A 24,572-nucleotide genomic window follows, 5' to 3' on the forward strand; every position below is an offset into this window, starting at 1 on the left:
ATGGCAGGCTCGCGCAGGAAGTCCCCAGGCATTACCCCGGAGATTCTCCTGCGCGCCTATTCCATCGGACTCTTCCCGATGGCCGAGTCAGCCGACGACCCGGAAATCTTTTGGGTCGAGCCGGAGCTTCGCGGCGTGCTGCCGCTCGATCATTTCCATGTCTCGAAAAGCCTCGCGAAGACCATCCGCAAGCAACCCTTCGATATCCGCTTCGATCATGATTTCGACGCAGTGATCGCGGCCTGCGCGGAGGCAACTTCCGGCCGGCCGAGCACCTGGATCAACCATACCATCAGGTCGCTCTATTCCATGCTTCACCGCATGGGCCATGCCCATTCCGTCGAAGCTTGGGACGGCAATGAACTGGCCGGCGGCCTCTACGGCGTCTCGCTCGGCTCCGCTTTCTTCGGCGAGAGCATGTTCTCCCGCCGCACGGACGCCTCGAAAATCTGTCTCGTTCATCTGGTCGAGCGTCTGCGCGACAGAGGCTTCACCCTGCTCGACACGCAATTCACCACCGAGCACCTGAAGACCTTTGGCGCCATCGACATGCCCAAGGACGACTATGCGGTGATGCTGGCTGCCGCGATGGATTCACCGCATCTGGAGTTTTGAGAGCCGCGAGTTCCCTTCTCCCCACGGAGAGAGGGTGGCGGCAGCCGGATGAGGGGAACCAAGTACTCCACGCTTAAAGGCACAGCGGGTCGCCCCCTCATCGCCTCGCTGGTGCTCCGGCACTTTTCCCCAAAGGGAGAAGAGACTTGCGACAACACCGAGAATTTCAGCTAAGCGGAAATAGGAATGGAGCGCTACTTCGCATCACCCACAGGCGCGGGCACCTCGGACTGCGCCTTGCAGTCCTTCAGCCAGACGTCGTAGATCGGGTGTTCGACGGCGTTGAGGCCTGGGCTGTCGGCGAACATCCAGCCGGTGAAGATGCGGCGGATCTTGCGGTCGAGAGTAATCTCATCGACTTCCACGAAACCGTCGATCTTCTGGGCTTCCGCCTGGTCGCGCGAATAGCAGGCCTTCGGCGTGACCTGAAGCGCGCCGAACTGCACGGTTTCGTTGACGTAGACGTCGAAGGTGGTGATGCGGCCGGTGATCTTGTCGAGACCGGAGAAGACGGCAACGGGATTGTCGATGCGTGCGGCAGACGCCGCCTGCGGCAGGAAGGAAGAGCCAAGCGCCAGGGCCAACCCGGCGGCACGCAGGACATGATTCCGCGTGAAAAGCTTCATATCTACCCGTCTCCAGCGCATTTCAGATCAAAGGCCGCAGCTCGTGCGGCCAATCTGCGGGTAAAGGTCAATTGTGGCCAAAAGCGGGGCCGGACGGCCCGCTTCGCAGAGCGATGTCAGTTGCCGGGCGTCCAGGCGTCATAGTCGCCGGTCACACGCGGGCGCTCGCCGGAAACCGCAAGCGATCCCGGCGGGCGGTAGGCCTGCGGAGAGCCGGTCAGGTTGGGACGATGGGTCTTCTGCCAGTCCTTGGCGGCGTAGCTTTCCTGCGACGGCGGCACATCGGTGCGGTGGTGCATCCAGCCGTGCCAGCCCGGCGGGATGGCGGAGGCTTCAGCATAGCCCTTGTAGATCACCCAGCGCTTCGGTAGGCCGTAGGAAGACATGCCCCCTTCATAGTAGACGTTACCGAATTCATCCTCACCGACGCGCTTGCCGAAACGCCAGGTCGCAAAACGCGTGCCTAACGTCTGGCCGTTCCACCAAGTGAAGATTTGCAAGAGAAGGTTCTTCATGTCTTTTCCTCGTGCTTGCCGAAGGCGAGCGGGACTGGAATTCGATCCCTCGCTTATGGCGCCGGAACGCCGGATTGTCCAGCGATTCTCGTCACGCGAAGCCTCACTTCAAGGCCATCTTGAAGCCGAGATGCGACGGCTTGAAACCGAGGCGCTCGTAGAAACGATGCGCATCCTTGCGCTTGGCGTTGGAGGTCAGCTGGACCATCCGCATGCCGCGGCCTTTTGCCTCGGCGATCGCAAATTCCATCATCCGTGCACCAATCCCCTGCCCGCGCATGTCGCCGCGCGTCTGCACCGCTTCGATGATCATCGAGGACGAGCCGCGGGCGGTCAGAGACGTGGTGATCATCGTCTGGAAGGTGCCGACGACCTCGCTGCCGCGCTCTGCGACGTAGAGCGTCTGGTCGGGCGACGCAGCTACGGCAGCAAAAGCCCTGGCATAACCGGAAAGGGCCGCCGGATCGTTCGTATCACCGTGACCGCCAAGATCATCGGCGGCAAACATGGCGATCAGCTCCGGGAGATCGTCTTCACGGGCTTCGCGAATGAGGAGGCTGGTTTCCACAATCTTTTCCATCAATGACCCGAAAGAGGCTTCTCGAATATCAGTGCTGGAATTCCCGATTGCTCCTGACCGCAATTTTCCGTCCGTCCGGCCTCGGTGAAGCCGTGCGCGTGGTAGAAGGCGACCGCCGCCTTGTTGCCCGGTTCGACTTCCAGCCGCATGATTTCGGCGTCCGGGAAGCATGTCTCGATCTCCGCGAAGATATCGCGGCCGATGCCATGCCGCTGGCAGGACGGGCGGACATAGAGCATGTGCAGCATGACCGTCTTCGGTATTTCGGATGACATGGCGGCATAACCCATGCCGCCGATATCGCGGCAATTGTCGGCAACGAGGAACTCGGCGTCTTTCCGCGCAAGCCGCGCCTTCAGCGCCACAAGGGAATGCCACGTGTCATGCAATTCCCTCACCTTATCGGCGCCGTAGAGCTCATCGTAGGTCGCGTGCCACGTCTCGCCCAGCAGAGCGCGGACCTTTTCCAGGTCGCGCTCGCTCGCCGTGCGCACGAAATACACGATCTTACTCCTCGATGCCGAGCTTGGCCCTGACTAGCGCCTGGACGGCCTGCGGATTGGCCTTGCCCCCGGTTGCCTTCATCACCTGACCGACGAACCAGCCGGCGAGCGTCGGCTTGGCCTGAACCTTGGCGACCTGATCCGGGTTGGCGGCGATGATCTCGTCGACCGCCTTTTCGATGGCGCCGGTATCGGTCACCTGCTTCATGCCGCGGGCTTCGACGATCTCCGCCGGATCGCCGCCCTCATTGAGGACGATCTCGAAGAGGTCCTTGGCGATCTTGCCGGAGATGGTTTCCGCCTTGATGAGATCGATAATCGCGCCGAGCTGAGCCGGAGAAACCGGCGTCTCTTCAATGCTCTTGCCGAGCCTGTTCAAGGCGCCGAGCAGGTCGTTGATGACCCAGTTTGCAGCCGTCTTGCCGTCGCGGCCTTCGGCCACGGCCTCGAAATAATCTGCAATCGCCTTTTCGGAGACCAGCACCGAAGCATCGTAGACCGAAAGGCCGAGTTCGCGAACGAAGCGCTCCTTCTTGTCGTCAGGCAACTCCGGAAGGTGGGCTTCCAGTTCCTTGATGAAGACATCGTCGAATTCGAGCGGCAACAGGTCCGGATCGGGAAAGTAGCGGTAATCATGCGCTTCTTCCTTGGAACGCATGGAGCGGGTTTCACCCTTGTTCGCGTCGAAAAGGCGGGTCTCCTGGTCGATCGTGCCGCCGTCTTCCAGAATGCCGATCTGGCGGCGCGCTTCGTATTCGATCGCCTGGCCGATGAAGCGGAAGGAATTGACGTTCTTGATCTCGCAGCGCGTGCCGAAAGGCTCGCCCGGGCGGCGGACAGAGACGTTGACGTCGGCGCGCATCGAGCCTTCGTCCATGTTGCCGTCGCAGGTGCCGAGATAGCGCACGATCGAGCGCAGCTTCGTCATGTAGACCTTGGCCTCGTCGGACGAACGCATATCGGGCTTGGAGACGATTTCCATCAGCGCAACGCCGGAGCGGTTGAGGTCGACATAGGACATCGTAGCGTGCTGGTCGTGCATCGACTTGCCTGCATCCTGCTCCAGATGCAGGCGCTCGATGCCGATCTCGATATCCTCGAACTGTCCCTGACGGTCGGGACCGAGCGAAATCACGATCTTGCCCTCGCCGACGATCGGATCCTTGTACTGCGAGATCTGATAGCCCTGTGGCAGGTCAGGATAGAAATAGTTCTTGCGATCGAACACCGAACGCTTGTTGATCTGGGCCTTCAGACCGAGACCGGTACGCACTGCCTGCTTGACGCATTCCTCGTTGATGACTGGCAGCATGCCGGGCATGGCGGCATCGACGAGCGAGACGTTCGAATTCTGCGGCTTGCCGAATTCCGTCGAAGCGCCGGAGAAGAGCTTCGAATTGGACAGCACCTGCGCATGGACTTCCATGCCGATGATGACTTCCCAATCGCCGGTGGCGCCGGGGATGAAGCGTTTCGGATCAGGCGTGCGAACGTCGACAATGGTCATTTGATGCTCTTTGAAAGGCTGTTCTTTTCAACAGGTGAGGTAAAGGAAATGGTCTGCCGGTGCAAGGGTTTCGGCACGTCAGAAGCCAGGGCCGTAGCTGACGTCGCCTTCGGCTCCGAGCGCCTTCGTCAATCCGACCGATGGCACATCGCGGTCGAGCTTGGGGCTATAAGCGATCGAAAGCCAGTGGATGGCGTAGCCGTGCTTCTGGAAAAAGCTGATCGCCTCGGTGTTTCCCGAATGCGTCTGCATTGCCGCCTTCGCGAAACCCTGCTCGGCGATGTCCTTTTCGATCTGTTCCAGAAGCGCAGAGCCGAGGCCCTCGCGGGTATAGGCCGGATCGATCCAGAAATCTGAAATCGTCTCGTCCAGATGTTCCCGCGCCGCCCAGCCCGCAATATTGCCGTTGAACTCGATGACGGTGATCGTCAACCATGTACTTCGTGTAAAATTGACGAAAGCGCTCCGCGCTGCATCCAGCAGCGCGTCCGACTCGCCCATGGCCATCATCGCCTTTTGCCAGGCTCTGAGGCCGATCTCACTCAAGAGTTCCGCTTCGCCCTCGCGGGCATTGCGAATGTGTACCAATGGCACCTCCGCTCAACACGTTCAGTAGAGCACCGAGTCGGCGGCTTTTCCAATGATTTGCGCAGCCGTGCCATCGTTATCAGCCGTTTTCCGGAAGCCCGGCACTTGCTTGACCTCGTGTTCGAGGCGAGCTACGAAGTCCTTATGTTGAGCTCTTCTCAGACCCGGTAGAGGCCCTGCCCGCAAGCCTGCTTGCGCGCATGGGCCAAAAAAACGAAACCCCGACGTTCGCCGCGAACGCCGGATCGTTTTTTTACGCGCTCTTACGGCGCGAAGACCGGATCAACATTCAAATGGACATTTCCCGCACGGAGCAGCGCATCCTGCACCTATTGGCCCAGGGCGGCCGCATCGAAATCAGGCGAGACGAACGGAAAAAGCTTGAAGCTGCCAGTTGCTTCACCCGCGACGGCTGGGTTTATCCCGGCTTCGATCTGAAGCTTTTCCGCAGGCTGAAACGGCTGAAGGCGATCAAGTCGAAATCCGGAAAACCCTACCGGATCACCGAACAAGGCCTGAGGCTTGTGCGATCGCAGCTCGACAACCGATAGTTCGCCGTATCACCCTGACCGCGCGTCGTTTCCGGCGCGCGCTCAGGGTGCGATTCAGAGCTGCTCCGAAAGCTCGGCCTTCATCACCGACCACTCTTCAGTCACGGTACCGGCTGCGCGCTTCTTGCCCGCCCGGCGATACCAGTAATCAGCATTCCAGTCCTCGCCTTCGATGCGATGGCAAAGGGCATGACCCCAATCGAAGGGCGTTTCGCCTTCATGGGCCTGGCAGATTTCGTGCACGGCTTGCCATTCAGTGCCCATGGTGAAGCCCGCTGCCGCTAGGCGGCCAAAAGCCTCGACCATTTGAGCAAGATCGGATTTCGACATGAAGCCTCCTCCTCGGTTGGTTACTTGAGAGCCAGCGCCTTCTCAAGATGCACCTTTTCGAGATCGACGCCCACATTCTTAGAATATTCCAAACCGCGCCAGATGATGGTGAAGCCGCAGCGCTCATAGAGCCGGATCGCTTTGAGTTCTTCGCATGCGTATCGAGGCGCACTTTGACGTGACCTTGCGCCGCCATTATGTCGCAAAGGTGCAGAAGCAAGGCTTGGCCGATGCCCCTGCCCTGATGGTCCGGCTTCACCCAGAGGTCGGAGACATAATTTGGCGAACTTTCTCGTGCGCTCCAGCCGACGACATTCCTGTCAAGCTCCGCTACATAGATATCGGCGTCGGTTTGCGAGGGGAAGATCGCGAATTCGTGCTGCACTTTTGCGATGACCCGAGGATTGAGCTAGCTCTCCTCGAATGCGTCGCTTGCAGACCATGCAGCGAAACCGACGGTGCCAACTGCCTCATGGTCGGCGGCCGTCATCTTGCGGATAATGAGCCCCGTTACCACCACTTCGCCGGCGTGAACTTGCCGGCGGCTTGTTCGATGACATGCGCGGTCTTGAAGAGGGTCTCTTCGTCGAACGGCTTGCCGATGAGCTGAAGGCCGAGGGGGAGCCCCTTGCGGTCGAGGCCGGCGGGGACGGCGATGCCGGGCAGGCCCGCCATATTCACCGTCACCGTAAAGATGTCGTTCAAGTACATCTTGACCGGGTCGGAGGCGAGGTTCTCGTCGGCGACGCCGAAGGCCGAGGACGGGGTGGCGGGCGTCAGGATCGCGTCGACGCCGGCGTCAAAGGCGAGTTCGAAGTCGCGCTTGATCAGCGTGCGGACCTTCTGGGCGCGCAGGTAATAGGCGTCGTAGTAGCCGGCCGACAGCACGTAGGTGCCGATCATGATGCGGCGCTTGACTTCCTTGCCGAAGCCCGCGGCGCGGGTCTTCTCGTACATGTCGACGATATCCTTGCCGTCGATGCGCAGGCCGTAGCGCACGCCGTCGTAGCGGGCGAGGTTCGAGGAGGCTTCGGCGGGCGCGACGATGTAATAGGCCGGGAGCGCATACTTGGTATGCGGCAGCGAGATATTGACGATCTCGGCGCCGGCATCCTTCAGCCAGGCGATGCCCTGCTGCCAAAGGGTCTCGATTTCCTCCGGCATGCCGTCGACGCGGTATTCGTTCGGGATGCCGATCTTCATGCCTTTCAGCGACTTGCCGAGGGCTGCTTCGTAATCCGGTACCGGCAGGTCGACGGAGGTCGTGTCCTTGGCATCGACGCTCGCCATCGACTTCAAGAGGATGGCAGCGTCGCGGACGTCGCGGGCGATCGGGCCGGCCTGGTCGAGCGAGGATGCGAAGGCGACCGTGCCCCAGCGCGAGCAGCGGCCATAGGTCGGCTTGATGCCGACGGTGCCGGTGAAGGCGGCCGGCTGACGGATCGAACCGCCGGTATCGGTGGCCGTCGCACCGGCACAGAGATGGGCCGCGACCGCCGCGGCCGAACCGCCGGAAGAGCCGCCGGGAACGAGCTGCTGGTTCGAGCCGGCCGCACGCCAGGGGTTGATGACCGCGCCATAATACGAAGTCTCGTTGGAGGAGCCCATGGCGAACTCGTCCATGTTCAGCTTGCCGAGTATGACGGCGCCGTCGTCCCATAGGTTCTGGGTGACGGTGGATTCATAGCGCGGCTCGAAACCGTCGAGGATATGGCTGCAGGCCTGAGTGTGGACGCCGACCGTCGCAAAGAGGTCCTTGATGCCGAGCGGGATGCCTTCGAGATCACCGGCCTTGCCGGCGGCGATGCGCTCGTCGGATTTCTTCGCCATGACACGGGCGAGATCGGGCGTGATCTTGATATAGGCGTTCAGGCGTTCATTGGCCGCATCGATCGCCGAGATATAGGCTTCCGTCAGTTCGGTTGCCGTGATCTCCTTGTCGCACAGCTTCTCGCGGGCTTCGGCAATGGTCAGGCTGGTGAGTTCGCTCATCGTGTTCGCTCGAATTTTTGAATGGCAACGGGGTCGGAAAGGGGCGCGTCCGGCGCTTATTCGACGACTTTCGGCACCAGGAAGAAATTGTGGTCGGTGACCGGCGCATTGGCGACGATGTCCTCGGCCTTACTGCCGTCGGTCACCTCGTCGGTCCGCTTCTTCATCGCCATCGGCATGACGGAGGTCATCGGCTCGACACCTTCGACATTCACTTCGGAAAGCTGCTCGACGAAGCCGAGGATGCCATTCAGCTCGCCGACCATGCGATTTGCCTCTTCTTCCGAAACGGCAATACGGGCAAGGTGAGCAACGCGCTTAACGGTGGCAAGATCGACGGACATGGCATTCTCCGATAGGATTTTTCCTACCCGCTATAAAGGCCATGTTCGCCGTGCGCAACGGCGTTTTGCTTAGATGAACAGCGTCTCACCCGGCTTTGGCGTCTTCACGGCCGTCTTCGAACCTTCCAGGCCCGCAACGAACTTTTCCGGTGTCTGGTCGATGATCGGGAAGGTTCCGTAGTGGCAGGGGATTGCGGTCTTGAAGTTGAAGTAGCGCTGGCAGGCGAGCGCTGCGACGGCGCCGCCCATGGTGAAGCGGTCGCCGATCGGAACGATGCCGATGTCCGGCTGGTGCAGTTCGTTGATCAGCGCCATATCGGAGAAGATGTCGGTATCCCCCATGTGCAGCAAGCTCGGCTCGTCGTCGAAATGCAGGATCAGCCCGTTCGCATTGCCGAGCGAATGGGAGACGCCGTCCTCGGTGATCTGGGCGGAGGAATGCAGCGCATTGGTGAAGGTCGCAGTGAAGCTATCGAACGAAACCGTACCGCCGGTATTGCCCATCTCGATCTTCTCGACGCCCTTGGAGCCCAGCCAGGCGGCAAGATCGGCGTTAGCAAGCACGACGGCGCCGGTCTCGCGCGCAAGCGAAACAGTATCGCCGGCATGGTCGCCGTGGCCGTGCGTCAGGAGGATATGGGTGATGCCGTTCGCAACCTCCTTGATGTCCTGCCCGGCGAAGGACGGGTTTTGGGTGAGGAACGGGTCGATCAGGATCTTTGCCGCCTTGGTCTCGATGCGGAAGGCGGAATGGCCGAGCCAGGTGATCTTCATGGAATCACTCCAATACGTGATGCAAAAGCAGAGTTGGATGCTAAGGACATATCCGGTATGGCCGCAAGGAAAAGCGGGCAGCGCTTCAATTTCTTTTGACGGGATGAATGACGATGACGGTGCTGACGATCGAGGAACTGGCGGCTGAGCTCGCCCCCGGACAGGCGATCGCCGGGCTTGACCTCGGCACGAAGACGATAGGGCTCGCGATGTCCGATCTCGGGCGGCGCTTTGCAACGCCGCGGCCGGTCATCAAACGGCAGAAGTTCACGATCGACGCCGAAGTGCTGCTGGCTTTTGCCGCGAAGGAAAAAGTCGCCGGCTTCGTGATCGGGCTGCCAATGAACATGGACGGCTCGGCCGGTCCGCGCGTCCAGGCGACGAAAGCCTTCGTGCGCAACATGGAGCAAAAGACCGCCCTACCCTTCGTCTATTGGGACGAGCGGCTTTCAACGGTGGCGGCCGAGCGGGCGCTGATCGAGATGGACGTGTCGCGTGCCAAGCGCGCCGGGCGGATCGATTCGGCGGCCGCCAGCTTCATTCTTCAGGGCGCGCTGGACAGGCTTTCGCTGCTCGGCAGATCGGACGATTTCGAGGCTTGACGCGCCTTCCACCAGGCAATGAGCTTCCTGCGCTTGCGGAAGCCTATAATGGCGAAGACGACGAGGCTGTCGACAGCGATGGCGCGGGCGACGAGCGGCGGGATGGTTTCGGGCGGCACGCCGAGTACATTGCCATAGAGCTGGAAGGTCAGATCATGGACCTGGCGCGTCAGCATGAAGATGCCGAAGTTCATGTCATAATAGGAAAGCCAGTACCAGCCGCCTAGAAAGGCGATCGGGCCCAACCAGAAGACCAGGAACCACTTCATGCGGCCTTCCCTTCATGCCGGCTCAAAGACGCGTCGGGAGTGACCGCCCATGTCGACAATGCCATGACGCTCAGAACCAGCGCAGGCACGGCGATGTCCAGCGCAAGAATCGCGAAAAACATCATCGCGGCAAAGAGCAGCATCGCTTTGGCAGCTTTGGTTCCCATGATCCCGACAGCTAAGATTTAGACTGCGGATACCCTGTCCCGTCCACTGGCAGGGCGCAATGTAAACCATTCGTTAAGGTTAACGGGCGGGGGAACGCCTGTGGATAACGCGACGCCGCGTCAGCCGTAAACACCGCGAACGATGCGCTTCAGAGCGGTTGCGGCCTTTTCCCAGTCCTTGGCGCTCTTCAGTGCTAAGCCCGCACACTGGCCGCCTGCAGAAGCCGAGAGCACGAGATGCTGGATCGCGGCGATGAGAATTGCGTTGACGGCGGCGGCATCGATGCCCTTCGGCGGCGTCAGCGAGCCCTTCATGCGCTCCAGCCATTGCGACAGCGCCTTCGAGCGGGATTCAGCAAGCCGCCTCACCTGCTCGGTATTGTCCGAGACCTCCCAGGCGACGATACGGCGCATCAGCGGGTCGTCGCGAAGCGCCTCCAGGAAAAGCAGCGCCAGGCGCTCCATGAGATCGCCGTAGGTGAGCAGGAACATGCCGCCGGCATCTTCCGGGATGCGGTCCCTAACCCAGGTGCCTAGATCGGCGCCGATCGCTTCGACAAGACCGTTCAGGCCGCCGTAATAGCGATAGATCAGTTGCTTGTCGCAGCCGGCACGGCGGGCGACCGCATTGATGCCGAAATTCTGGAACCCTTCCTCGGCAAGCAGCGATTTCGCCGCATCCAGAATGGCGCGTTCCGTCGCGGCGCGGTCGCGCACCCGCTTTTCCGGCACCGGCGTCGCCAAAGGCGCCTCAGCCGCCGCTTCATCAATCAGCATTGCTTTTCAACCCAACCCTGTCACCCGACGGTGATTAGCAACTCAAGGCGGGACGGACAACGGGCGAGGATGCCTGCGAACCAAAAGCCCTGTGGAGAAAAGCGTTTCCGCGAGTGCATTTACGGGTTGCGAAGATCCCACCAGCCGGTTAACCGGGGCAAGACGTTCCGGAGCCGCCAATGCTGATAATCTTCGAAAGCATCCTCCCGATTTTCCTTCTTGTGGTGCTCGGCGTTGCGCTCCGCCGCAGTCCATTGTTCAACGACAGCCTCTGGCCGGGGCTTGAACAGCTCGGCTACTACATTCTGTTCCCTTCACTCCTCTTCCTCACGCTCGCGAAAGCCGACTTCTCGGGCATGGAGACGGGCACGATCGGTGCAGTATCGATCCTTGCCATCCTCATCATGTCGGGACTTGTCTTCGCCCTATGGCCGGTTTTCGCCCGCGCCGGCGTCGGGTCAGCGACCTATTCCTCCCTTTTCCAGACGGCCACACGTTGGAATGCCTTCATCGCCCTCGCGATAGCGGAAAAACTCGCGGGGCCTCAGGGACTTGCCATCGTCGCGTTGGTGATGGCGGTCGTCATCATTCCGATCAACCTTATCAATGTCGGGATGCTGGTGTGGTTCTCAGGCGCTTCGCGCGACTTGCGGATGTTTCTCGTGAAGATCGTGACCAACCCGCTGATCATCGGCTGCGCGCTCGGACTTCTTGTCAATCTCGCACAAATACCAGTCTATGAGCCGCTGACGGTCACCGTCGACCTGGTTGCCCGGTCCTCCCTTGGGCTTGGACTCATCATGGTCGGTGCTGGGCTCAGAATTTCCGACGCTCTTCGGCCGCGCTCCGTGGCCCTCGTATCCGTGCTGCTGAAGCTTCTCGCCTTTCCTGCGCTCATGTTCGGTATTGGTCTCGCCTTCGGCCTCCATGGCCAGCCGCTCGTGATGCTCGCCTTAAGCGCCAGCGTACCGACCGCGATGAACGGCTATGTCCTCGCCAAGCAGATGGGCGGAGACGCTCCGCTCTACGCTGCGGCCGCAACGATCCAGACCGCGAGCTCGTTCGTGACCATCCCGATCATCCTGACCGGCGCGACCTACGTTGCCGGCGGATAAAGCAGGTCGACAATATACGTAGCGTCGAAGCGGGAATCGAGCATGCCGTAGGTGGCGCGCCAGCCGCCCGCGAGGCGGGTTTCGATGAAGGCGTCGGCGATGCGGCCGGCGCCGAGGCGATAGAGTTCGGCTGCAGCGGCGGCGAGCGCCAGTTGTTCCACTAGCAGGCGGGATGCCCCCTCATCCCGTTCGCAGAGCGCCATTGCCGCACGAAGCACGTCGATCGTCTTCTTGCCGGCCGGGCCGAGATCGCGGGCAAGACCGGTGAATACCGTTTCGAAAAGGTCCTTGCCTCGCGTCAGCACACGCAGCACGTCGAGCGCCATCACATTGCCGGAGCCTTCCCAGATGGCGTTGACCGGAGCTTCGCGATAGTGGCGAGCGATCGGGCGCTCCTCGATATAGCCGCTGCCGCCGATGCACTCCATCGCCTCGTAGATCAGCGCAGGCGCGATCTTGCAGCACCAGTATTTCGCAACCGGCGTCATGACGCGGGCATAGGCCGCCTCTTCCGCATTGCCGCGCGCCTTGTCGAAGGCGTCTGCAAGACGGAAGGACAGAGCCGTCGCGGCAGCGACGTCGAGCGCCATATCGGCGAGCACGCGGGTCATGATCGGCTGATTGACGAGCATCTTGCCGAAAACGCTGCGGCCGCGGGTGTGGTGCACGGCTTCGGCGAGCGAGGCACGCATGATGCCCGACGAGGCCAGCGCGCAATCGAGGCGCGTCAGCGTCACCATATCGAGGATCGTGCGGATGCCGGCATCGGGACCGCCGAGCAGGAAGCCGAAGGTGTCGTTGAATTCGACTTCCGAGGAAGCATTGGAGCGGTTGCCGACCTTGTCCTTGAGCCGCTGGAACTGCAGGCCGTTGGCGGAGCCGTCCTCAAGCAGGCGCGGAACCAGAAAGCAGCCCATGCCCTCTTTTGTCTGCGCCAGCATGATGAAGGCATCGCTCATCGGCGCCGACATGAACCATTTGTGGCCCGACAGGCGGTAGATGCCTTCGCTGACCTTTTCGGCCGCACTCTTGTTGGAGCGGACGTCGGTGCCGCCCTGCTTTTCGGTCATGCCCATGCCGATCGTCACCGCCGACTTCTGCATGGCCGGCTTGTTCGAAGAATCGTATTTGCGCGAGAGAATCTTCGGCGCCCAATCCTTCTGCACGGCAGGCGATGCGGAGAGTGCCGCCACCGAAGCGCTTGTCATCGTCAGCGGGCAAAGGTGGCCGGCTTCGAGCTGGGCGGTCAGATAAAAGCGGGCGGCGCGAATCTTGTGCGCCTGATCCTTTGCGTCGGCATCGGCCTGCGGATCCCAGACGGACGAATGCAGGCCGACGGACATCGAGCGGCGCATCAGCGCATGCCATGCGGGGTGAAACTCGACGACATCCAGGCGCTCGCCGCGCGGACCATGGGTACGAAGCTGCGGCGTTCCCTGATTTGCCATGCGCGCCAGTTCCTGCGCCTCCGGCGAGGTCACATAGCGGCCCATATTTTCCAGGTCCTCGCGCGTGCCGCGCGGCAGCGCCGCCGTCAGGTCGACGATCAGCGGATCGGACCGGTAGGCATTGATGCCGGACCAGAGGCTTGGCTGGTTCAGTTCGGCGAGTTTTTCTTCAGCGGATGTCATGAGTCGCTTCTAGTGCAAGAGGCAGGCAAAGGGAAACCGGAAGTTTAAGCATTTCCGCCTCCAGCTCTAATGGATTTGGGGCAAAATTGCATGGGGACATAAGCCTTTGCCCACAGCACATGCTTGCCCCTCACCTCTCCACTCTTTATAGAGCGCGTGACACAGCAAGAGGCAGGTTCATGGTCTTCTTTCCCCACCGCCACCTCATCGGCATCAAAGGCCTCACGGAGCAGGATATCACCTATTTGCTCGACAAGGCGGACGAGGCCGTCAAGATCAGCCGGCAGCGCGAAAAGAAGACGTCGACGCTGAGAGGTCTGACGCAGATCAACCTCTTCTTCGAAGCCTCGACTCGGACCCAATCCTCCTTCGAACTTGCCGGAAAGCGCCTCGGCGCCGACGTGATGAACATGTCGGTCGGCAATTCCTCGGTGAAGAAGGGGGAAACGCTGATCGACACCGCGATGACGCTGAATGCGATGCGGCCGGATGTGCTCGTCATCCGCCATTCGAGCGCCGGTGCCGCGGCACTGCTGGCGCAGAAGGTTTCCTGCTCCGTGGTCAATGCCGGCGACGGACAGCACGAGCATCCTACGCAGGCACTGCTCGACGCCCTGACGATCCGGCGCGCCAAGGGCAAGCTGTCGCGCATCATCGTCGCGATTTGCGGCGACGTGCTCCATTCACGGGTGGCGCGCTCGAACATCCTGCTTCTGAACGCCATGGGCGCGCGGGTACGCGTCGTCGCACCGGCGACGCTGCTTCCGGCCGGCATTGCGGAGATGGGCGTCGAGGTCTTCCACTCGATGAAGGAAGGACTGAAGGACGTCGACGTGGTGATGATGCTGCGCCTGCAGCGCGAGCGGATGTCCGGTGCCTTCGTGCCTTCGGTGCGCGAATACTTCCATTTCTACGGTCTGGATGCGGAAACGCTGAAGGCCGCCAAGGACGATGCGATGGTGATGCATCCGGGACCGATGAACCGCGGGGTGGAAATCTCCTCCGAAGTGGCGGACGGACCGCAGAGCGTGATTGCCGAACAGGTAGAAATGGGGGTCGCTGTGCGCATGGCGGTGATGGAGACTTTGCTTGTGTCTCAGAACCGGGGGCCGCGCGCATGACGAACTCGATCGTTCTCAAGAATGTCCGCATCATCGATCCTTCGCGCAATCTCGATGAGATCGGAACGATCATCGTCAAGGACGGCATGATTGCTGCTGCCGGAAAGGATGCCCAAAACCAGGGGGCGCCGGAAGGCGCCGCGGTTCGCGAATGCAGCGGCCTCGTCGCAACGCCGGGCCTGGTCGATGCATGCGTCAATATCGGCGAGCCGGGCGCCGAACATCGCGAGACGATCGCTTCGGCAAGCCGGGCGGCAGCGGCAGGCGGTGTCACCTCGATCATCATGATGCCGGACACCGATCCTGTCATCGACGACATCGCCCTCGTTGAATTTGTCAAGAAGACGGCGAGAGACACGGCGCTTGTCAACGTCTACCCGGCAGCGGCGATCACCAAGCATCTGGCCGGCGAGGAGATGACCGAGATCGGCCTCTTGATGGAAGCCGGTGCCGTTGCCTTCACGGACGGCCGCTCCAGCGTGCACGACACGCAGGTGCTGCGGCGGGTCATGACCTATGCGCGGGAATTCGGCGCCGTCATCTCCTGCGAGACACGCGACAAATATCTCGGCGCGACAGGCGTCATGCACGAAGGATTGCTTGCGAGCTGGCTCGGTCTCGGGGGCATTCCGAAGGAAGCGGAACTCATTCCTCTTGAACGAGACCTTCGCATCGCGCAGCTGACGCGCGGCACGTATCATGCGGCGATGATTTCGGTGCCGGAATCGGTGGAGGCGATCGAGCTTGCGAAGCGTCGCGGCGCCAAGGTCACCTGCGGCATCTCGATCAACAACCTGGCGCTCAACGAAAACGACATCGGCGAATACCGCACCTTCTTCAAGCTCTATCCGCCGCTGCGGGCCGAAGACGACCGCGTGGCGATGGTGGAAGCGTTGGCGAGAGGCGCGATCGACATCATCGTTTCCTCGCATGACCCGCAGGATGTCGATACCAAGCGCCTGCCCTTCAGCGAAGCGGCCGACGGCGCGATCGGCCTCGAAACCATGCTTGCGGCCGCCTTGCGCCTCCACCACAGCGGCCAAGTGAGCCTGATGCGGCTGATCGATGCGATGTCGACGCGCCCTGCGCAGATCTTCGGCCTCGATGCCGGAACGCTGAAGCGGGGAGCAAAAGCCGATATCGCGCTGATCGATCTCGACGAGCCTTGGCTTGTCTCGGAAGACATGCTTCTCTCGCGTTCGAAGAACACGCCTTTCGAGGATGCACGCTTCAGCGGACGGGCTGTCGCGACCTATGTCGCGGGACAGTGCGTGCATTCTCTTTAAGAACAGGGGTCCGGGAGGGGACGATGATATCCGATCTTACCACTTGGCAGATTACGCTGCCGCTGGCGCTCGCGGCGGCCGTCATCGGCTACCTTCTGGGCTCCATCCCCTTCGGCCTTGTCCTGACGCGGGCGTCCGGGCTCGGTGACGTGCGCAACATCGGCTCGGGCAACATTGGTGCAACGAACGTATTGCGTACCGGCAACAAGAAGCTTGCGGCAGCGACGCTTCTGCTCGATGCGCTGAAGGCCTCCGTCGCTGCCTGGATCATGACCTATTTTGCTGGTGAGGAAGCGGGCATCATTGCCGGCTTCTTTGCTTTTATCGGCCACCTCTTCCCGGTCTGGATCGGTTTCAAGGGTGGTAAGGGCGTTGCGACATACATCGGCACGCTGCTCGGCATCGCACCGGTCATGGTCCTCCTTTTCGGCGCCGTATGGCTCGCGGTTGCCTTTTCGACGCGTTATTCCTCGTTGTCGGCGCTGGTTGCGATGCTAGTCATTCCGGTTGCATTGTGGATGTTAGGGGCCGAGAAGGTTGCAGCTGTCATGGCGATCATGTCGGCCATCTCCTATTACAGGCACAAGGCCAACATCTCCCGCCTGCTGAGCGGGACGGAAAGCAAGATCGGGGCGAAGGGATAAGATGGACGCGGCAAGCGCAAGGCCACAGGGACTTGCGCTGACGGAACGGCAACGGATTTGCCCGGCTGAGGCTGATCCGCTCCGACAAGGTCGGTCCCGCCACCTTTCGCGATCTTATCAATCATTTCGGCTCAGCGGAAACGGCGCTTTCGATGCTGCCTGCCCTTTCCTCGCGTGGCGGCGCGACGCCCGAAGATGTGGTCGAGACGCTAGCACCGCTGTCGCAGCTCGATCTTTTTTCGGCACCGGTTGCCGGCATACTGGGCTCTCCGCCTCGGCGGTTTATCTCGTTCTGCTCGAGCTCGATATCCCCGGAAGGCGGCACCGGCATCCCGGCGGCCTCGTCTCCCTTGCGATGGGTGACTAAGCCTCTTACATGCGGTTGTGAAGTTCGCCGGCCTCGACATAGGCCATTTCCAAGAGATAGCAGAGCATATCCGCCTTTTCCTTTTCGGCGACCTGGCGCAGCTCGGCAAGCATCTGACCACACTTGAAAAGCGATAACTCAAATATCGTAAATTGCAATGCGTTTATAATCGCCCGCTGGTAGTATCGCGTTGCAACGCCTAAAATTCAGCAAACCCCTTGACCGGAACGATTTCCCTGTCCATGTCGGGGGGCCGGTATTCTTCGAGCGGCAAGTATTACGCTCTCCTCCTCGCCGGGCGCGGTAGTTTTTTAGAGAATCATGATGAATGTTGTAGTGGTGGAATCGCCTGCCAAGGCCAAGACGATCAACAAGTATCTGGGCCCCGGATACAAGGTGCTCGCCTCCTTCGGCCATGTTCGCGATCTGCCTGCCAAGGACGGCTCTGTTCTTCCTGACCAGGATTTCGAAATGCTTTGGGAGGTCGACAGCGCCTCGGCCAAGCGCATGAAGGACATCGCCGATGCGGTGAAGTCTTCCGACGGGCTCATCCTCGCAACCGACCCGGATCGCGAGGGTGAAGCCATCTCCTGGCACGTGCTCGACGTCCTGAACAAGAAGCGCGTGCTGAATGGCAAGCCGGTGAAGCGCGTCGTCTTCAACGCCATCACCAAGAAGGCGGTTTTGGACGCGATGGCCGAGCCCCGGGACATCGACGTACCGCTGGTCGATGCCTATCTCGCGCGCCGTGCGCTCGATTACCTCGTCGGCTTCAATCTTTCGCCCGTCCTCTGGCGCAAATTGCCGGGCGCCCGCTCGGCCGGCCGCGTGCAATCGGTGGCGCTACGTCTCGTTTGCGACCGCGAAACCGAGATCGAGCGCTTCATCTCGGAAGAATACTGGAACATCTCGGCTCTCCTGAAGACACCACGCGGTGACGAATTCGAGGCCAAGCTGGTGGCAGCCAATGGCAAGCGGTTGCAGGCGCGCTCGGTGGGCAACGGCGAAGAGGCCGGCAAGCTGAAGGCGCTGCTCGAGGGTGCTGCCTATGTTGTCGACAGCGTCGAGGCAAAGCCGGTCAAACGCAACCCGGGACCGCCGTTCACGACTTCGACGCTGCAGCAGGCGGCGTCCTCCAAGCTCGGCTTCTCGGCATCGCGCACCATGCAGATCGCCCAGAGACTATATGAAGGTGTCGATATCGGCGGCGAGACTGTCGGTCTCATCACCTATATGCGTACCGACGGCGTGCAGATGGCGTCCGAAGCGATCGATGCGGCGCGCCACGCCATCGTTGATCAGTTCGGCGAGCGCTACATGCCGGAAAAGGCCCGCTTCTATTCCACCAAGGCGAAGAACGCCCAGGAAGCCCACGAAGCGATCCGCCCGACAGATTTCAACCGTTCGCCCGACCGCGTCCGGAAATTCCTCGATGCCGATCAGATCAAGCTATACGACCTGATCTGGAAGCGCGGCATCGCAAGCCAGATGGCGTCTGCCGAAATCGAGCGCACGACCGCCGAAATCACCGCCGACAACAATGGCCAGAAGGCTGGCCTGCGCGCCGTCGGCTCGGTGATCCGCTTCGACGGCTTCATCGCGGCCTATACCGACCAGAAGGAAGACGGCGAGCAGAGCGACGACGCCGAAGAGGGCGGCCGCCTCCCGGAGATCAATGCGCGCGAGAACCTCGCAAAGCAGAAGATCAATTCCACGCAGCATTTCACCGAACCGCCGCCGCGCTATTCGGAAGCGACGCTGATCAAGAAAATGGAAGAACTCGGCATCGGCCGTCCTTCCACTTACGCGGCAACGCTCGCAACGCTCCGCGACCGCGAATATGTGACCATCGACAAGCGCAAGCTGATCCCGCATTCCAAGGGACGGCTGGTGACGGCGTTCCTCGAAAGCTTCTTCACCAAATATGTCGAATACGACTTCACGGCCGACCTGGAGGAGAAGCTCGACCGGATTTCGGCAGGCGAGCTCAACTGGAAGCAGGTGCTTCGCGATTTCTGGAAAGACTTCTTCGCGCAGATCGAGGACACGAAGGAACTGCGCGTCACCAACGTACTCGACTCGCTGAACGAGTCGCTTGCGCCGCTCGTCTTCCCGAAGCGGGAAGACGGCAGCGATCCGCGCATCTGCCAGGTCTGCGGCACCGGCAACCTGTCGCTGAAGCTCGGCAAATACGGCGCCTTCGTCGGCTGCTCGAACTATCCGGAATGCAACTATACCCGCCAGCTCTCCTCCGAAAACGGTGGGGAAGCCGAAGGCGGGGCACAGAACGAGCCGAAGAACCTCGGCACCGATCCCGTGACCGGCGAGGAACTGACGCTGCGCTCCGGCCGCTTCGGTCCATACATCCAGCGCGGCGACGGCAAGGATGCCAAGCGCGCCTCGCTGCCGAAGGGCTGGAAGCCGGAAGACATCGACTACGAGAAGGCGATGGCCCTGATCTCACTGCCGCGCGATATCGGCAAGCATCCCGAAACCGGCAAGATGATTTCCTCCGGCATCGGGCGCTATGGGCCGTTCCTCCTGCACGACAGCGGTTATGCCAACCTGGAAAGCGTCGAGGACGTGTTTTCGATCGGCCTCAACCGCGCAGTGACGCTGATTGCCGAGAAAGCGAACAAGGCGCCGGGCGGCCGTGGAACACCAGCTGCGCTGAAGGCGTTGGGCGAACATCCCGATGGCGGAGCGATCACCGTTCGTGATGGTAAGTACGGCCCCTATGTGAGCTGGGGCAAGGTGAACGCTACGCTGCCAAGGGGCAAGGACCCGCAGGCAATCACGGTCGAGGAAGCGCTGGCGCTGATCACCGCCAAGGCCGGCAAGGCGCCGGTGGCAAAGGGCAGAGCAAAACCGAAGGCAAAGGCCGCCGCGGCCGAAGGCAAGGCGGCGAAGACGGCCGCCAAACCAAAGGCAAAAGCAAAGGCGCCCGCGAAAACGAAGAAGAGCTGAGTGTGAGCAGGATCCCGCGCGAAAGAACGAAGACCATGGGCAAAATCGGCCGCGCGAGCCCGGATGCCCCCGCGGTCGAGCCGCTGAACATCGTGCACGGCGCCTTGCCGTCGCGCGAAGTCGTCCTGCGCTTCATCGCCGAGCATCCGCAAAAGGCGTCCAAACGCGAGCTCGCCAGGGCATTCGGGCTCAAGGGCCATAGTCGCGTCGAACTCAAGCACATGCTGCGGGATCTCGAACAGGAAGGCATGCTGCAGAAGACGCGCAAGTCTCTCATCCGGCCGGGCGCGCTGCCGCCTGTGACGGTGCTCGACATCACGACGCGCGACAAGGACGGCGAACTGATCGGCCGGCCGGCGGAATGGCCGGAGGATCAGGGCGTTGCGCCCGCTGTCGCGATCCGACAGACGTCGCCGGCCGGGCGTCAGGGCAAAGGCAAGGCCCCTGTTGCCGGCATGGGCGACCGCGTGGTGGCGAAGATATTTCCGGCGGCCGACCGCGGCGGGCCGGCCTATACCGCGCGCATCATCAAGATCATCGACAAGCGCCGCGGCGCGACCATGGGCGTCTTCCGCACGGCACCCGGCGGCGCCGGACGGCTGCTGCCGATCGAACGGCGCGGCGAGGAAATGCTGATCGATCCGGATGATACCGGCGGCGCCAAGGATGGCGATTTGGTCGAAGTCGAGATCGCGCGCCTCGGACGCATCGGCCTACCGCGCGCAAAGGTGCTGTCGGTCGTCGGTTCCGTCGCCTCGGAGAAGGCGCTCTCGATGATCGCGATCCACGCGCACGGCATTCCGCATGTCTTCCCGCAGGCGGTGATCGATGAAGCCGAAGCGGCGAAGCCCGCGACCATGTCGCATCGCGAAGACTGGCGCGACGTGCCGCTGATCACGATAGACCCGGCCGATGCGAAGGACCACGACGACGCGGTCTATGCTGAACCGGACCCCTCCCCCGACAATCCCGGCGGCGTGATCATCACCGTGGCGATCGCCGACGTATCCTACTATGTGAGATCCAATTCGGCACTCGACCGCGAAGCGCTGAAGCGCGGCAATTCGGTTTATTTCCCGGATCGTGTCGTGCCGATGCTGCCGGAGCGCATTTCCAACGACCTCTGCTCGCTGAAGGAACGCGTCGACCGCCCGGCGCTTGCCGTGCGCATGGTCTTCTCGAAGGATGGCCGGAAGGCCGGGCATACGTTCCACCGCGTCATGATGAAGAGCGCGGCGAAGCTCTCCTACAGCCAAGCGCAGGCGGCGATCGACGGCACGCCGGATGACAAGACCGGGACGATGCTGGAACCGATCCTGAAGCCGCTCTGGCATGCCTACGAGATAATAAGACGCGGCCGCGACAAGCGCCAGCCGCTCGAGCTCGACATGCCCGAGCGCAAGATCCTGCTGAAGCCGGACGGCACAGTGGACCGCGTCTTCGTGCCGCCGCGGCTCGACGCGCACAAGCTCATCGAAGAGATGATGATCCAGGCCAATGTCTGTGCGGCCGAAACGCTCGAAAAGAAGCGCCAGTTGCTGATCTATCGCATCCACGATAGCCCGACGCTTGCCAAGCAGGAGATCCTGCGCGACTTTCTGGCGACGCTCGGCATCTCGCTTGCCAAGGGCGGCAATGTGAGGGCGAACAGCTTCAACGGCATCCTGGCAAAGGCCGAGAACACGCCGCATCAGACGATGGTCAACGAGATGGTGTTGCGCTCGCAGAGCCAGGCGATCTACAGCCCGGAAAACATCGGCCATTTCGGGCTGAACCTGATGAAGTATGCGCACTTCACCTCGCCGATCCGGAGATATGCGGACCTGATCGTCCACCGCGCGCTGGTCGGCTCGCTTGGTCTCGGCGAAGGCGCCATCACGCCGGAGGAGGAAGCCGCACTCGACGACATCGCCGCCGAAATCTCCACCTTCGAGCGCCGTGCAATGGCCGCGGAGCGTGAGACGGTCGACCGGCTGATCGCCCACCATCTCAGCACGCGGGTCGGCGAAGAGTTCAAGGGGCGCGTATCAGGCGTCACGAAATCGGGACTATTTGTCGCCCTCCCTGACTATGGAGCCGACGGCTTCGTACCTATATCTACGCTCGGTACGGACTACTTCATCTACGACGAGGCGCATCAGGCGCTGTCGGGTGAGAAGACCGGACTGGGCTACCGTCTCGGAGATGATGTCACCGTGAAGCTTGCCGAAGCGATCCCGCTCGCCGGCGCGCTTCGTTTCGAGATGGTCAGCGAAGGACGCAACATGCCGACGGCAGTGCGCTCGTTCCACAAGGCAGGCCGCCGGGACAACCGGCAGGCCCGCAAGATGGCCGGAACAAGGCCGCCAAGAGGGCGGCGATAGGGCGTCCTTCTTTCGGGATGCTCTGCATTTGAAGTAAGGAGCGTCCCTTGCCCGCGAGGCGGGCTTGCGGCGCTCCATGCGTGTAGGGACGCTCGAAAAGGAACGATCATGACCACTGCCTCGACCGAACAACCGGTCCGCTATGGGGATGCAGAAAAGACCGAGCGTCCGCTCGGCCGCTCCATCATTCGCGGCATGCTGAACCGCTGTCCGCACTGCAACAGCGGCAAGCTTTTCAGGGCTTTCCTGAAGCCTGTCGACCATTGCGCCGCCTGCGGCGAGGCCATGCACCACCACCGCTCCGACGACTTGCCGCCTTATCTCGTGATCCTCGTTATCGGACACGTCGTGGTCGGCGGCTACATGATGACTGACATGATCTGGCCGCTGCCGCTCTGGCTGACGCTGGCAATCTGGGCTCCTATCACCGTTCTGACCGCCCTGGCCTCGATCCAGCCGATCAAGGGCGGCGTGATCGGCCTGCAATGGGCGCTGCGCCTGCATGGTTTCGGCGGCCAGAGCGATGACCACGATGATTACGATATCCCCGGCCGCGGGCGCTCATCGTAAGCAGTCCTGCACCTTCACCGTCCAGACATAATTCGCGTGTAGTGGGCAACGCTCGCCGGCGCTGCAAGGTTGCAGCGCCAGTCCTGAGTGAACATGAGCTGGATTATTTGATCTATTGCCATCGGCGCCGGACTTTCCATAAAGCACAGCCCGTCACTTGGATTTGGCACGCATGTGCCTTTCTATGTGCCACAAAACGGGCGATTCGTTTCAGTCATTCAAGGATGGATTCATGTCTCAGCCGAGAAACGGCACACCTGGCGATGTCGAAGAAATCCATTGGCCGTCGCTGGTTGCCGCCGTCTCGTCGATTTCCGCTGTCGGCATCGCGATCGGCCTCGGCCTTCCGCTTCTCAGCATCATCCTGGAAAAACGCGGCATCCCCTCAACGCTCATCGGCCTGAATACGGCCATGGCGGGGGTCGCCGCCATGGCCGCCGCCCCGATCACAACGAAACTCGCGCATCAATACGGAGTGGCCCCTACCATGCTCTGGGCGGTGGTGATTTCGGCGCTCAGTTCGCTCGGATTTTACTACGCCGAGGATTTCTGGCTCTGGTTTCCTCTTCGCTTTGCCTTCCACGGTGCGACGACCACCCTGTTCATCCTGTCCGAGTTTTGGATCAACGCCGCCTCACCGCCCACGAAACGCGGATTCGTGCTTGGTATTTACGCGACGGTGCTTTCGCTCGGCTTCGCGGCGGGGCCTCTGCTCTTTTCGATTCTCGGCAGCGATGGAATTCTCCCATTTATTGTCGGTGCGGCCGCGATTCTGCTTGCGGCCATTCCGATCTTTATCGCGCGGCACGAAAGCCCGATCCTCGAAGAGAAGCCGGAACTGCATTTCATGCGCTACGTCTTCCTGGTGCCGACGGCAACAGCCGCGGTCTTCATTTTCGGCGCGGTCGAGGCGGGTGGCCTTTCGCTGTTTCCAATCTATGCGATCCGCGCGAACTTCACCGAATCTCAGGCGGCACTGCTGCTGACGGTCATGGGCATCGGCAACGTCATCTTTCAGATCCCGGTCGGAATGCTCTCCGATCGGATTTCCGACAAGCGCCCGCTGCTTGCCGCCATGGCCTTCATGGGCCTCATCGGCTCGCTGATGCTGCCGCTGCTCTCCCACAGCTGGATCATGATGGCAGGGGTCTTGCTCTTCTGGGGCGGCTGCGTTGCCGGTCTCTATACCGTCGGCCTCAGCCATCTCGGCTCCCGGCTAACAGGATCCGACCTTGCGGCGGCGAATGCCGCCTTCGTCTTCTGTTATGCGGTCGGCACCGTTGCCGGCCCGCAGGCGATCGGAGTTGCTATCGACGTTGCCGGAAACAATGGTTTTGCATGGGCGATTGCCTGTTTCTTCGGCCTTTATGCCTTGCTGGCGGGCATAAGGCTGCTTTTCCTCCGAAAGCGGGCTTGACTTTTCGGGCTGGATTCGTAGTTTCGCGCCAGAATTTGCCGTGGAGCCCATCCGGCTTTCCACGGCTTTCATTTTCTTAAAGGCAGGACGACCATGGCCAAGGCTACCACAATCAAGATCAAGCTGCTGTCGACGGCCGACACCGGTTTCTTCTACGTCACGACGAAGAACAGCCGTACGATGACGGACAAGATGACGAAGACCAAGTATGACCCGGTTGCTAAGAAGCACGTTGAGTTCAAGGAAACCAAGATCAAGTAACCCTTGATTTCAGGTTCTTTCAGGAAGCGCGCGCCACATGGTTGCGCGCTTTTTTCATTTCTGGATTGTTATTTTCCGCAAAAGCGCAAA

27 protein-coding genes and 2 pseudogenes are annotated in these 24,572 nt (G+C 61.3%); 14 read left to right on the forward strand and 15 right to left on the reverse strand.

The features are described from left to right. On the forward strand, positions 1–615 hold the full coding sequence (gene aat, locus N2599_RS10335; RefSeq protein WP_027508589.1) for a leucyl/phenylalanyl-tRNA--protein transferase: 615 nt from the start codon (positions 1–3) through the stop codon (positions 613–615). A 194-nt stretch (positions 616–809) separates the two neighbouring features. On the opposite strand, the gene N2599_RS10340 is transcribed toward aat, so the two are convergent. The 6 genes from N2599_RS10340 to N2599_RS10365 form a co-directional block, all read right to left on the reverse strand. Next, positions 810–1,241: a DUF2155 domain-containing protein gene (locus N2599_RS10340; RefSeq protein WP_027508588.1), complete on the reverse strand. Its 432-nt coding sequence runs from the start codon at positions 1,239–1,241 to the stop codon at positions 810–812. Positions 1,242–1,357: 116 nt separating this feature from the next. Next, entirely contained in the window at positions 1,358–1,756 is a 399-nt protein-coding gene (locus N2599_RS10345; RefSeq protein WP_027508587.1) for an NADH:ubiquinone oxidoreductase subunit NDUFA12, read from the reverse strand. A 103-nt stretch (positions 1,757–1,859) separates the two neighbouring features. Continuing rightward, a complete protein-coding gene (locus N2599_RS10350; RefSeq protein ID WP_375714124.1) occupies positions 1,860–2,264 on the reverse strand; it encodes a GNAT family N-acetyltransferase in 405 nt (134 codons plus the stop codon). A gap of 71 nt (positions 2,265–2,335) precedes the next feature. Next, positions 2,336–2,839, reverse strand: coding sequence for a GNAT family N-acetyltransferase (locus N2599_RS10355; RefSeq protein WP_027508585.1), 504 nt, complete (start codon positions 2,837–2,839; stop codon positions 2,336–2,338). Positions 2,840–2,843: 4 nt separating this feature from the next. Continuing rightward, positions 2,844–4,346 carry an Asp-tRNA(Asn)/Glu-tRNA(Gln) amidotransferase subunit GatB gene (gene gatB / locus N2599_RS10360; protein WP_027508584.1) on the reverse strand — a complete coding sequence of 501 codons (1,503 nt, stop codon included), beginning with the start codon at positions 4,344–4,346 and terminating at the stop codon, positions 2,844–2,846. A 78-nt stretch (positions 4,347–4,424) separates the two neighbouring features. Beyond that, the gene (locus tag N2599_RS10365) at positions 4,425–4,934 is read right to left on the reverse strand and encodes a GNAT family N-acetyltransferase (RefSeq protein ID WP_027508583.1); all 510 of its coding nucleotides are present in this window, start codon (positions 4,932–4,934) and stop codon (positions 4,425–4,427) included. 293 nt (positions 4,935–5,227) lie between these two features. Between N2599_RS10365 and N2599_RS10370 the strand changes: the two genes are divergently transcribed. After that, positions 5,228–5,485 carry a YjhX family toxin gene (locus N2599_RS10370; RefSeq protein ID WP_027508582.1) on the forward strand — a complete coding sequence of 86 codons (258 nt, stop codon included), beginning with the start codon at positions 5,228–5,230 and terminating at the stop codon, positions 5,483–5,485. Between the two features lie 54 nt (positions 5,486–5,539). Here N2599_RS10370 and N2599_RS10375 read toward each other — a convergent pair whose 3' ends face one another. The 5 genes and pseudogenes from N2599_RS10375 to N2599_RS10395 all read right to left on the reverse strand — a co-directional run bounded on the left by N2599_RS10375 (position 5,540) and on the right by N2599_RS10395 (position 8,925). Further along, complete coding sequence (locus N2599_RS10375; RefSeq protein WP_027508581.1) at positions 5,540–5,815, reverse strand: hypothetical protein; 276 nt, start codon at positions 5,813–5,815, stop codon at positions 5,540–5,542. 20 nt (positions 5,816–5,835) lie between these two features. Next, a pseudogene (locus tag N2599_RS10380) lies at positions 5,836–6,305 on the reverse strand (GNAT family N-acetyltransferase). 20 nt (positions 6,306–6,325) lie between these two features. After that, positions 6,326–7,807 carry an Asp-tRNA(Asn)/Glu-tRNA(Gln) amidotransferase subunit GatA gene (gene gatA, locus N2599_RS10385; RefSeq protein WP_027508579.1) on the reverse strand — a complete coding sequence of 494 codons (1,482 nt, stop codon included), beginning with the start codon at positions 7,805–7,807 and terminating at the stop codon, positions 6,326–6,328. A gap of 56 nt (positions 7,808–7,863) precedes the next feature. Then, on the reverse strand, positions 7,864–8,151 hold the full coding sequence (gene gatC, locus N2599_RS10390) for an Asp-tRNA(Asn)/Glu-tRNA(Gln) amidotransferase subunit GatC (protein ID WP_027508578.1): 288 nt from the start codon (positions 8,149–8,151) through the stop codon (positions 7,864–7,866). A gap of 69 nt (positions 8,152–8,220) precedes the next feature. After that, positions 8,221–8,925 carry a metal-dependent hydrolase gene (locus N2599_RS10395; RefSeq protein ID WP_027508577.1) on the reverse strand — a complete coding sequence of 235 codons (705 nt, stop codon included), beginning with the start codon at positions 8,923–8,925 and terminating at the stop codon, positions 8,221–8,223. Between the two features lie 113 nt (positions 8,926–9,038). Here N2599_RS10395 and ruvX point away from each other — a divergent pair, with 113 nt between their 5' ends. Further along, complete coding sequence (gene ruvX, locus N2599_RS10400; protein WP_027508576.1) at positions 9,039–9,527, forward strand: Holliday junction resolvase RuvX; 489 nt, start codon at positions 9,039–9,041, stop codon at positions 9,525–9,527. Here the strand turns inward: ruvX and N2599_RS10405 are convergent. The 3 genes from N2599_RS10405 to N2599_RS10415 form a co-directional block, all read right to left on the reverse strand. Beyond that, the gene (locus tag N2599_RS10405) at positions 9,470–9,796 is read right to left on the reverse strand and encodes a DUF6105 family protein (protein WP_027508575.1); all 327 of its coding nucleotides are present in this window, start codon (positions 9,794–9,796) and stop codon (positions 9,470–9,472) included. The two genes, ruvX and N2599_RS10405, sit on opposite strands and share 58 nt — an antisense overlap. Beyond that, the gene (locus N2599_RS10410) at positions 9,793–9,963 is read right to left on the reverse strand and encodes a hypothetical protein (RefSeq protein WP_165928149.1); all 171 of its coding nucleotides are present in this window, start codon (positions 9,961–9,963) and stop codon (positions 9,793–9,795) included. Before N2599_RS10410 ends, N2599_RS10405 begins: the two co-directional genes overlap by 4 nt. A 120-nt stretch (positions 9,964–10,083) precedes the next feature. Further along, a complete protein-coding gene (locus tag N2599_RS10415) occupies positions 10,084–10,740 on the reverse strand; it encodes a TetR/AcrR family transcriptional regulator (protein ID WP_156915215.1) in 657 nt (218 codons plus the stop codon). Between the two features lie 179 nt (positions 10,741–10,919). On the opposite strand from N2599_RS10415, the gene N2599_RS10420 reads away from it, so the two are divergent. Next, positions 10,920–11,855 carry an AEC family transporter gene (locus tag N2599_RS10420; protein ID WP_027508573.1) on the forward strand — a complete coding sequence of 312 codons (936 nt, stop codon included), beginning with the start codon at positions 10,920–10,922 and terminating at the stop codon, positions 11,853–11,855. Here N2599_RS10420 and N2599_RS10425 read toward each other — a convergent pair. Then, entirely contained in the window at positions 11,837–13,486 is a 1,650-nt protein-coding gene (locus tag N2599_RS10425; protein WP_027508572.1) for an acyl-CoA dehydrogenase family protein, read from the reverse strand. The genes N2599_RS10420 and N2599_RS10425 overlap by 19 nt on opposite strands. 179 nt (positions 13,487–13,665) lie before the next feature. On the opposite strand from N2599_RS10425, the gene N2599_RS10430 reads away from it, so the two are divergent. The 10 genes and pseudogenes from N2599_RS10430 to rpmG all read left to right on the forward strand — a co-directional run bounded on the left by N2599_RS10430 (position 13,666) and on the right by rpmG (position 24,482). Next, positions 13,666–14,607, forward strand: a complete 942-nt coding sequence (locus N2599_RS10430) for an aspartate carbamoyltransferase catalytic subunit (protein WP_027508571.1) — start codon at positions 13,666–13,668, stop codon at positions 14,605–14,607. Beyond that, positions 14,604–15,893, forward strand: coding sequence for a dihydroorotase (locus tag N2599_RS10435; RefSeq protein WP_027508570.1), 1,290 nt, complete (start codon positions 14,604–14,606; stop codon positions 15,891–15,893). Before N2599_RS10430 ends, N2599_RS10435 begins: the two co-directional genes overlap by 4 nt. A 23-nt stretch (positions 15,894–15,916) precedes the next feature. Next, on the forward strand, positions 15,917–16,537 hold the full coding sequence (gene plsY, locus N2599_RS10440; protein WP_027508569.1) for a glycerol-3-phosphate 1-O-acyltransferase PlsY: 621 nt from the start codon (positions 15,917–15,919) through the stop codon (positions 16,535–16,537). A gap of 1 nt (position 16,538) precedes the next feature. Then, a pseudogene (locus N2599_RS10445) lies at positions 16,539–16,725 on the forward strand (DNA-processing protein DprA); the annotation flags it as partial. A gap of 104 nt (positions 16,726–16,829) precedes the next feature. Next, positions 16,830–16,904: a hypothetical protein gene (locus N2599_RS37810; RefSeq protein ID WP_375714125.1), complete on the forward strand. Its 75-nt coding sequence runs from the start codon at positions 16,830–16,832 to the stop codon at positions 16,902–16,904. Between the two features lie 324 nt (positions 16,905–17,228). After that, positions 17,229–19,871 carry a type I DNA topoisomerase gene (topA, locus tag N2599_RS10455; protein ID WP_027508567.1) on the forward strand — a complete coding sequence of 881 codons (2,643 nt, stop codon included), beginning with the start codon at positions 17,229–17,231 and terminating at the stop codon, positions 19,869–19,871. 2 nt (positions 19,872–19,873) lie between these two features. After that, positions 19,874–22,234 (forward strand): ribonuclease R, encoded by a 2,361-nt coding sequence (gene rnr / locus N2599_RS10460; RefSeq protein WP_027508566.1) that lies wholly within the window; start codon positions 19,874–19,876, stop codon positions 22,232–22,234. A gap of 108 nt (positions 22,235–22,342) precedes the next feature. Continuing rightward, positions 22,343–22,804, forward strand: coding sequence for a DUF983 domain-containing protein (locus tag N2599_RS10465; protein WP_027508565.1), 462 nt, complete (start codon positions 22,343–22,345; stop codon positions 22,802–22,804). Positions 22,805–23,036: 232 nt separating this feature from the next. Beyond that, positions 23,037–24,221, forward strand: a complete 1,185-nt coding sequence (locus N2599_RS10470) for an MFS transporter (RefSeq protein WP_027508564.1) — start codon at positions 23,037–23,039, stop codon at positions 24,219–24,221. Positions 24,222–24,314: 93 nt separating this feature from the next. Beyond that, complete coding sequence (gene rpmG, locus N2599_RS10475) at positions 24,315–24,482, forward strand: 50S ribosomal protein L33 (RefSeq protein WP_003547442.1); 168 nt, start codon at positions 24,315–24,317, stop codon at positions 24,480–24,482. The last annotated feature ends 90 nt before the right edge of the window (positions 24,483–24,572 follow it).

The sequence above is a fragment of the Rhizobium sullae genome (assembly GCF_025200715.1).
Classification (GTDB): domain Bacteria; phylum Pseudomonadota; class Alphaproteobacteria; order Rhizobiales; family Rhizobiaceae; genus Rhizobium; species Rhizobium sullae.

Coding starts and splice junctions, on each gene's coding strand:
- N2599_RS10435 (WP_027508570.1), top strand. CDS start 14,604: ATGACGAACTCGATCGTTCTCAAGAATGTCCGCATCATCGATCCTTCG.
- N2599_RS10395 (WP_027508577.1), bottom strand. CDS start 8,925: ATGAAGATCACCTGGCTCGGCCATTCCGCCTTCCGCATCGAGACCAAG.
- N2599_RS10350 (WP_375714124.1), bottom strand. CDS start 2,264: ATGTTTGCCGCCGATGATCTTGGCGGTCACGGTGATACGAACGATCCG.
- N2599_RS10430 (WP_027508571.1), top strand. CDS start 13,666: ATGGTCTTCTTTCCCCACCGCCACCTCATCGGCATCAAAGGCCTCACG.
- N2599_RS10370 (WP_027508582.1), top strand. CDS start 5,228: ATGGACATTTCCCGCACGGAGCAGCGCATCCTGCACCTATTGGCCCAG.
- N2599_RS10340 (WP_027508588.1), bottom strand. CDS start 1,241: ATGAAGCTTTTCACGCGGAATCATGTCCTGCGTGCCGCCGGGTTGGCC.
- N2599_RS10415 (WP_156915215.1), bottom strand. CDS start 10,740: ATGCTGATTGATGAAGCGGCGGCTGAGGCGCCTTTGGCGACGCCGGTG.
- N2599_RS10465 (WP_027508565.1), top strand. CDS start 22,343: ATGACCACTGCCTCGACCGAACAACCGGTCCGCTATGGGGATGCAGAA.
- plsY (WP_027508569.1), top strand. CDS start 15,917: ATGATATCCGATCTTACCACTTGGCAGATTACGCTGCCGCTGGCGCTC.
- N2599_RS10410 (WP_165928149.1), bottom strand. CDS start 9,963: ATGGGAACCAAAGCTGCCAAAGCGATGCTGCTCTTTGCCGCGATGATG.
- N2599_RS10345 (WP_027508587.1), bottom strand. CDS start 1,756: ATGAAGAACCTTCTCTTGCAAATCTTCACTTGGTGGAACGGCCAGACG.
- topA (WP_027508567.1), top strand. CDS start 17,229: ATGAATGTTGTAGTGGTGGAATCGCCTGCCAAGGCCAAGACGATCAAC.
- N2599_RS10425 (WP_027508572.1), bottom strand. CDS start 13,486: ATGACATCCGCTGAAGAAAAACTCGCCGAACTGAACCAGCCAAGCCTC.
- N2599_RS10405 (WP_027508575.1), bottom strand. CDS start 9,796: ATGAAGTGGTTCCTGGTCTTCTGGTTGGGCCCGATCGCCTTTCTAGGC.
- N2599_RS10375 (WP_027508581.1), bottom strand. CDS start 5,815: ATGTCGAAATCCGATCTTGCTCAAATGGTCGAGGCTTTTGGCCGCCTA.
- gatA (WP_027508579.1), bottom strand. CDS start 7,807: ATGAGCGAACTCACCAGCCTGACCATTGCCGAAGCCCGCGAGAAGCTG.
- N2599_RS10470 (WP_027508564.1), top strand. CDS start 23,037: ATGTCTCAGCCGAGAAACGGCACACCTGGCGATGTCGAAGAAATCCAT.
- rpmG (WP_003547442.1), top strand. CDS start 24,315: ATGGCCAAGGCTACCACAATCAAGATCAAGCTGCTGTCGACGGCCGAC.
- gatB (WP_027508584.1), bottom strand. CDS start 4,346: ATGACCATTGTCGACGTTCGCACGCCTGATCCGAAACGCTTCATCCCC.
- aat (WP_027508589.1), top strand. CDS start 1: ATGGCAGGCTCGCGCAGGAAGTCCCCAGGCATTACCCCGGAGATTCTC.
- ruvX (WP_027508576.1), top strand. CDS start 9,039: ATGACGGTGCTGACGATCGAGGAACTGGCGGCTGAGCTCGCCCCCGGA.
- N2599_RS10420 (WP_027508573.1), top strand. CDS start 10,920: ATGCTGATAATCTTCGAAAGCATCCTCCCGATTTTCCTTCTTGTGGTG.
- gatC (WP_027508578.1), bottom strand. CDS start 8,151: ATGTCCGTCGATCTTGCCACCGTTAAGCGCGTTGCTCACCTTGCCCGT.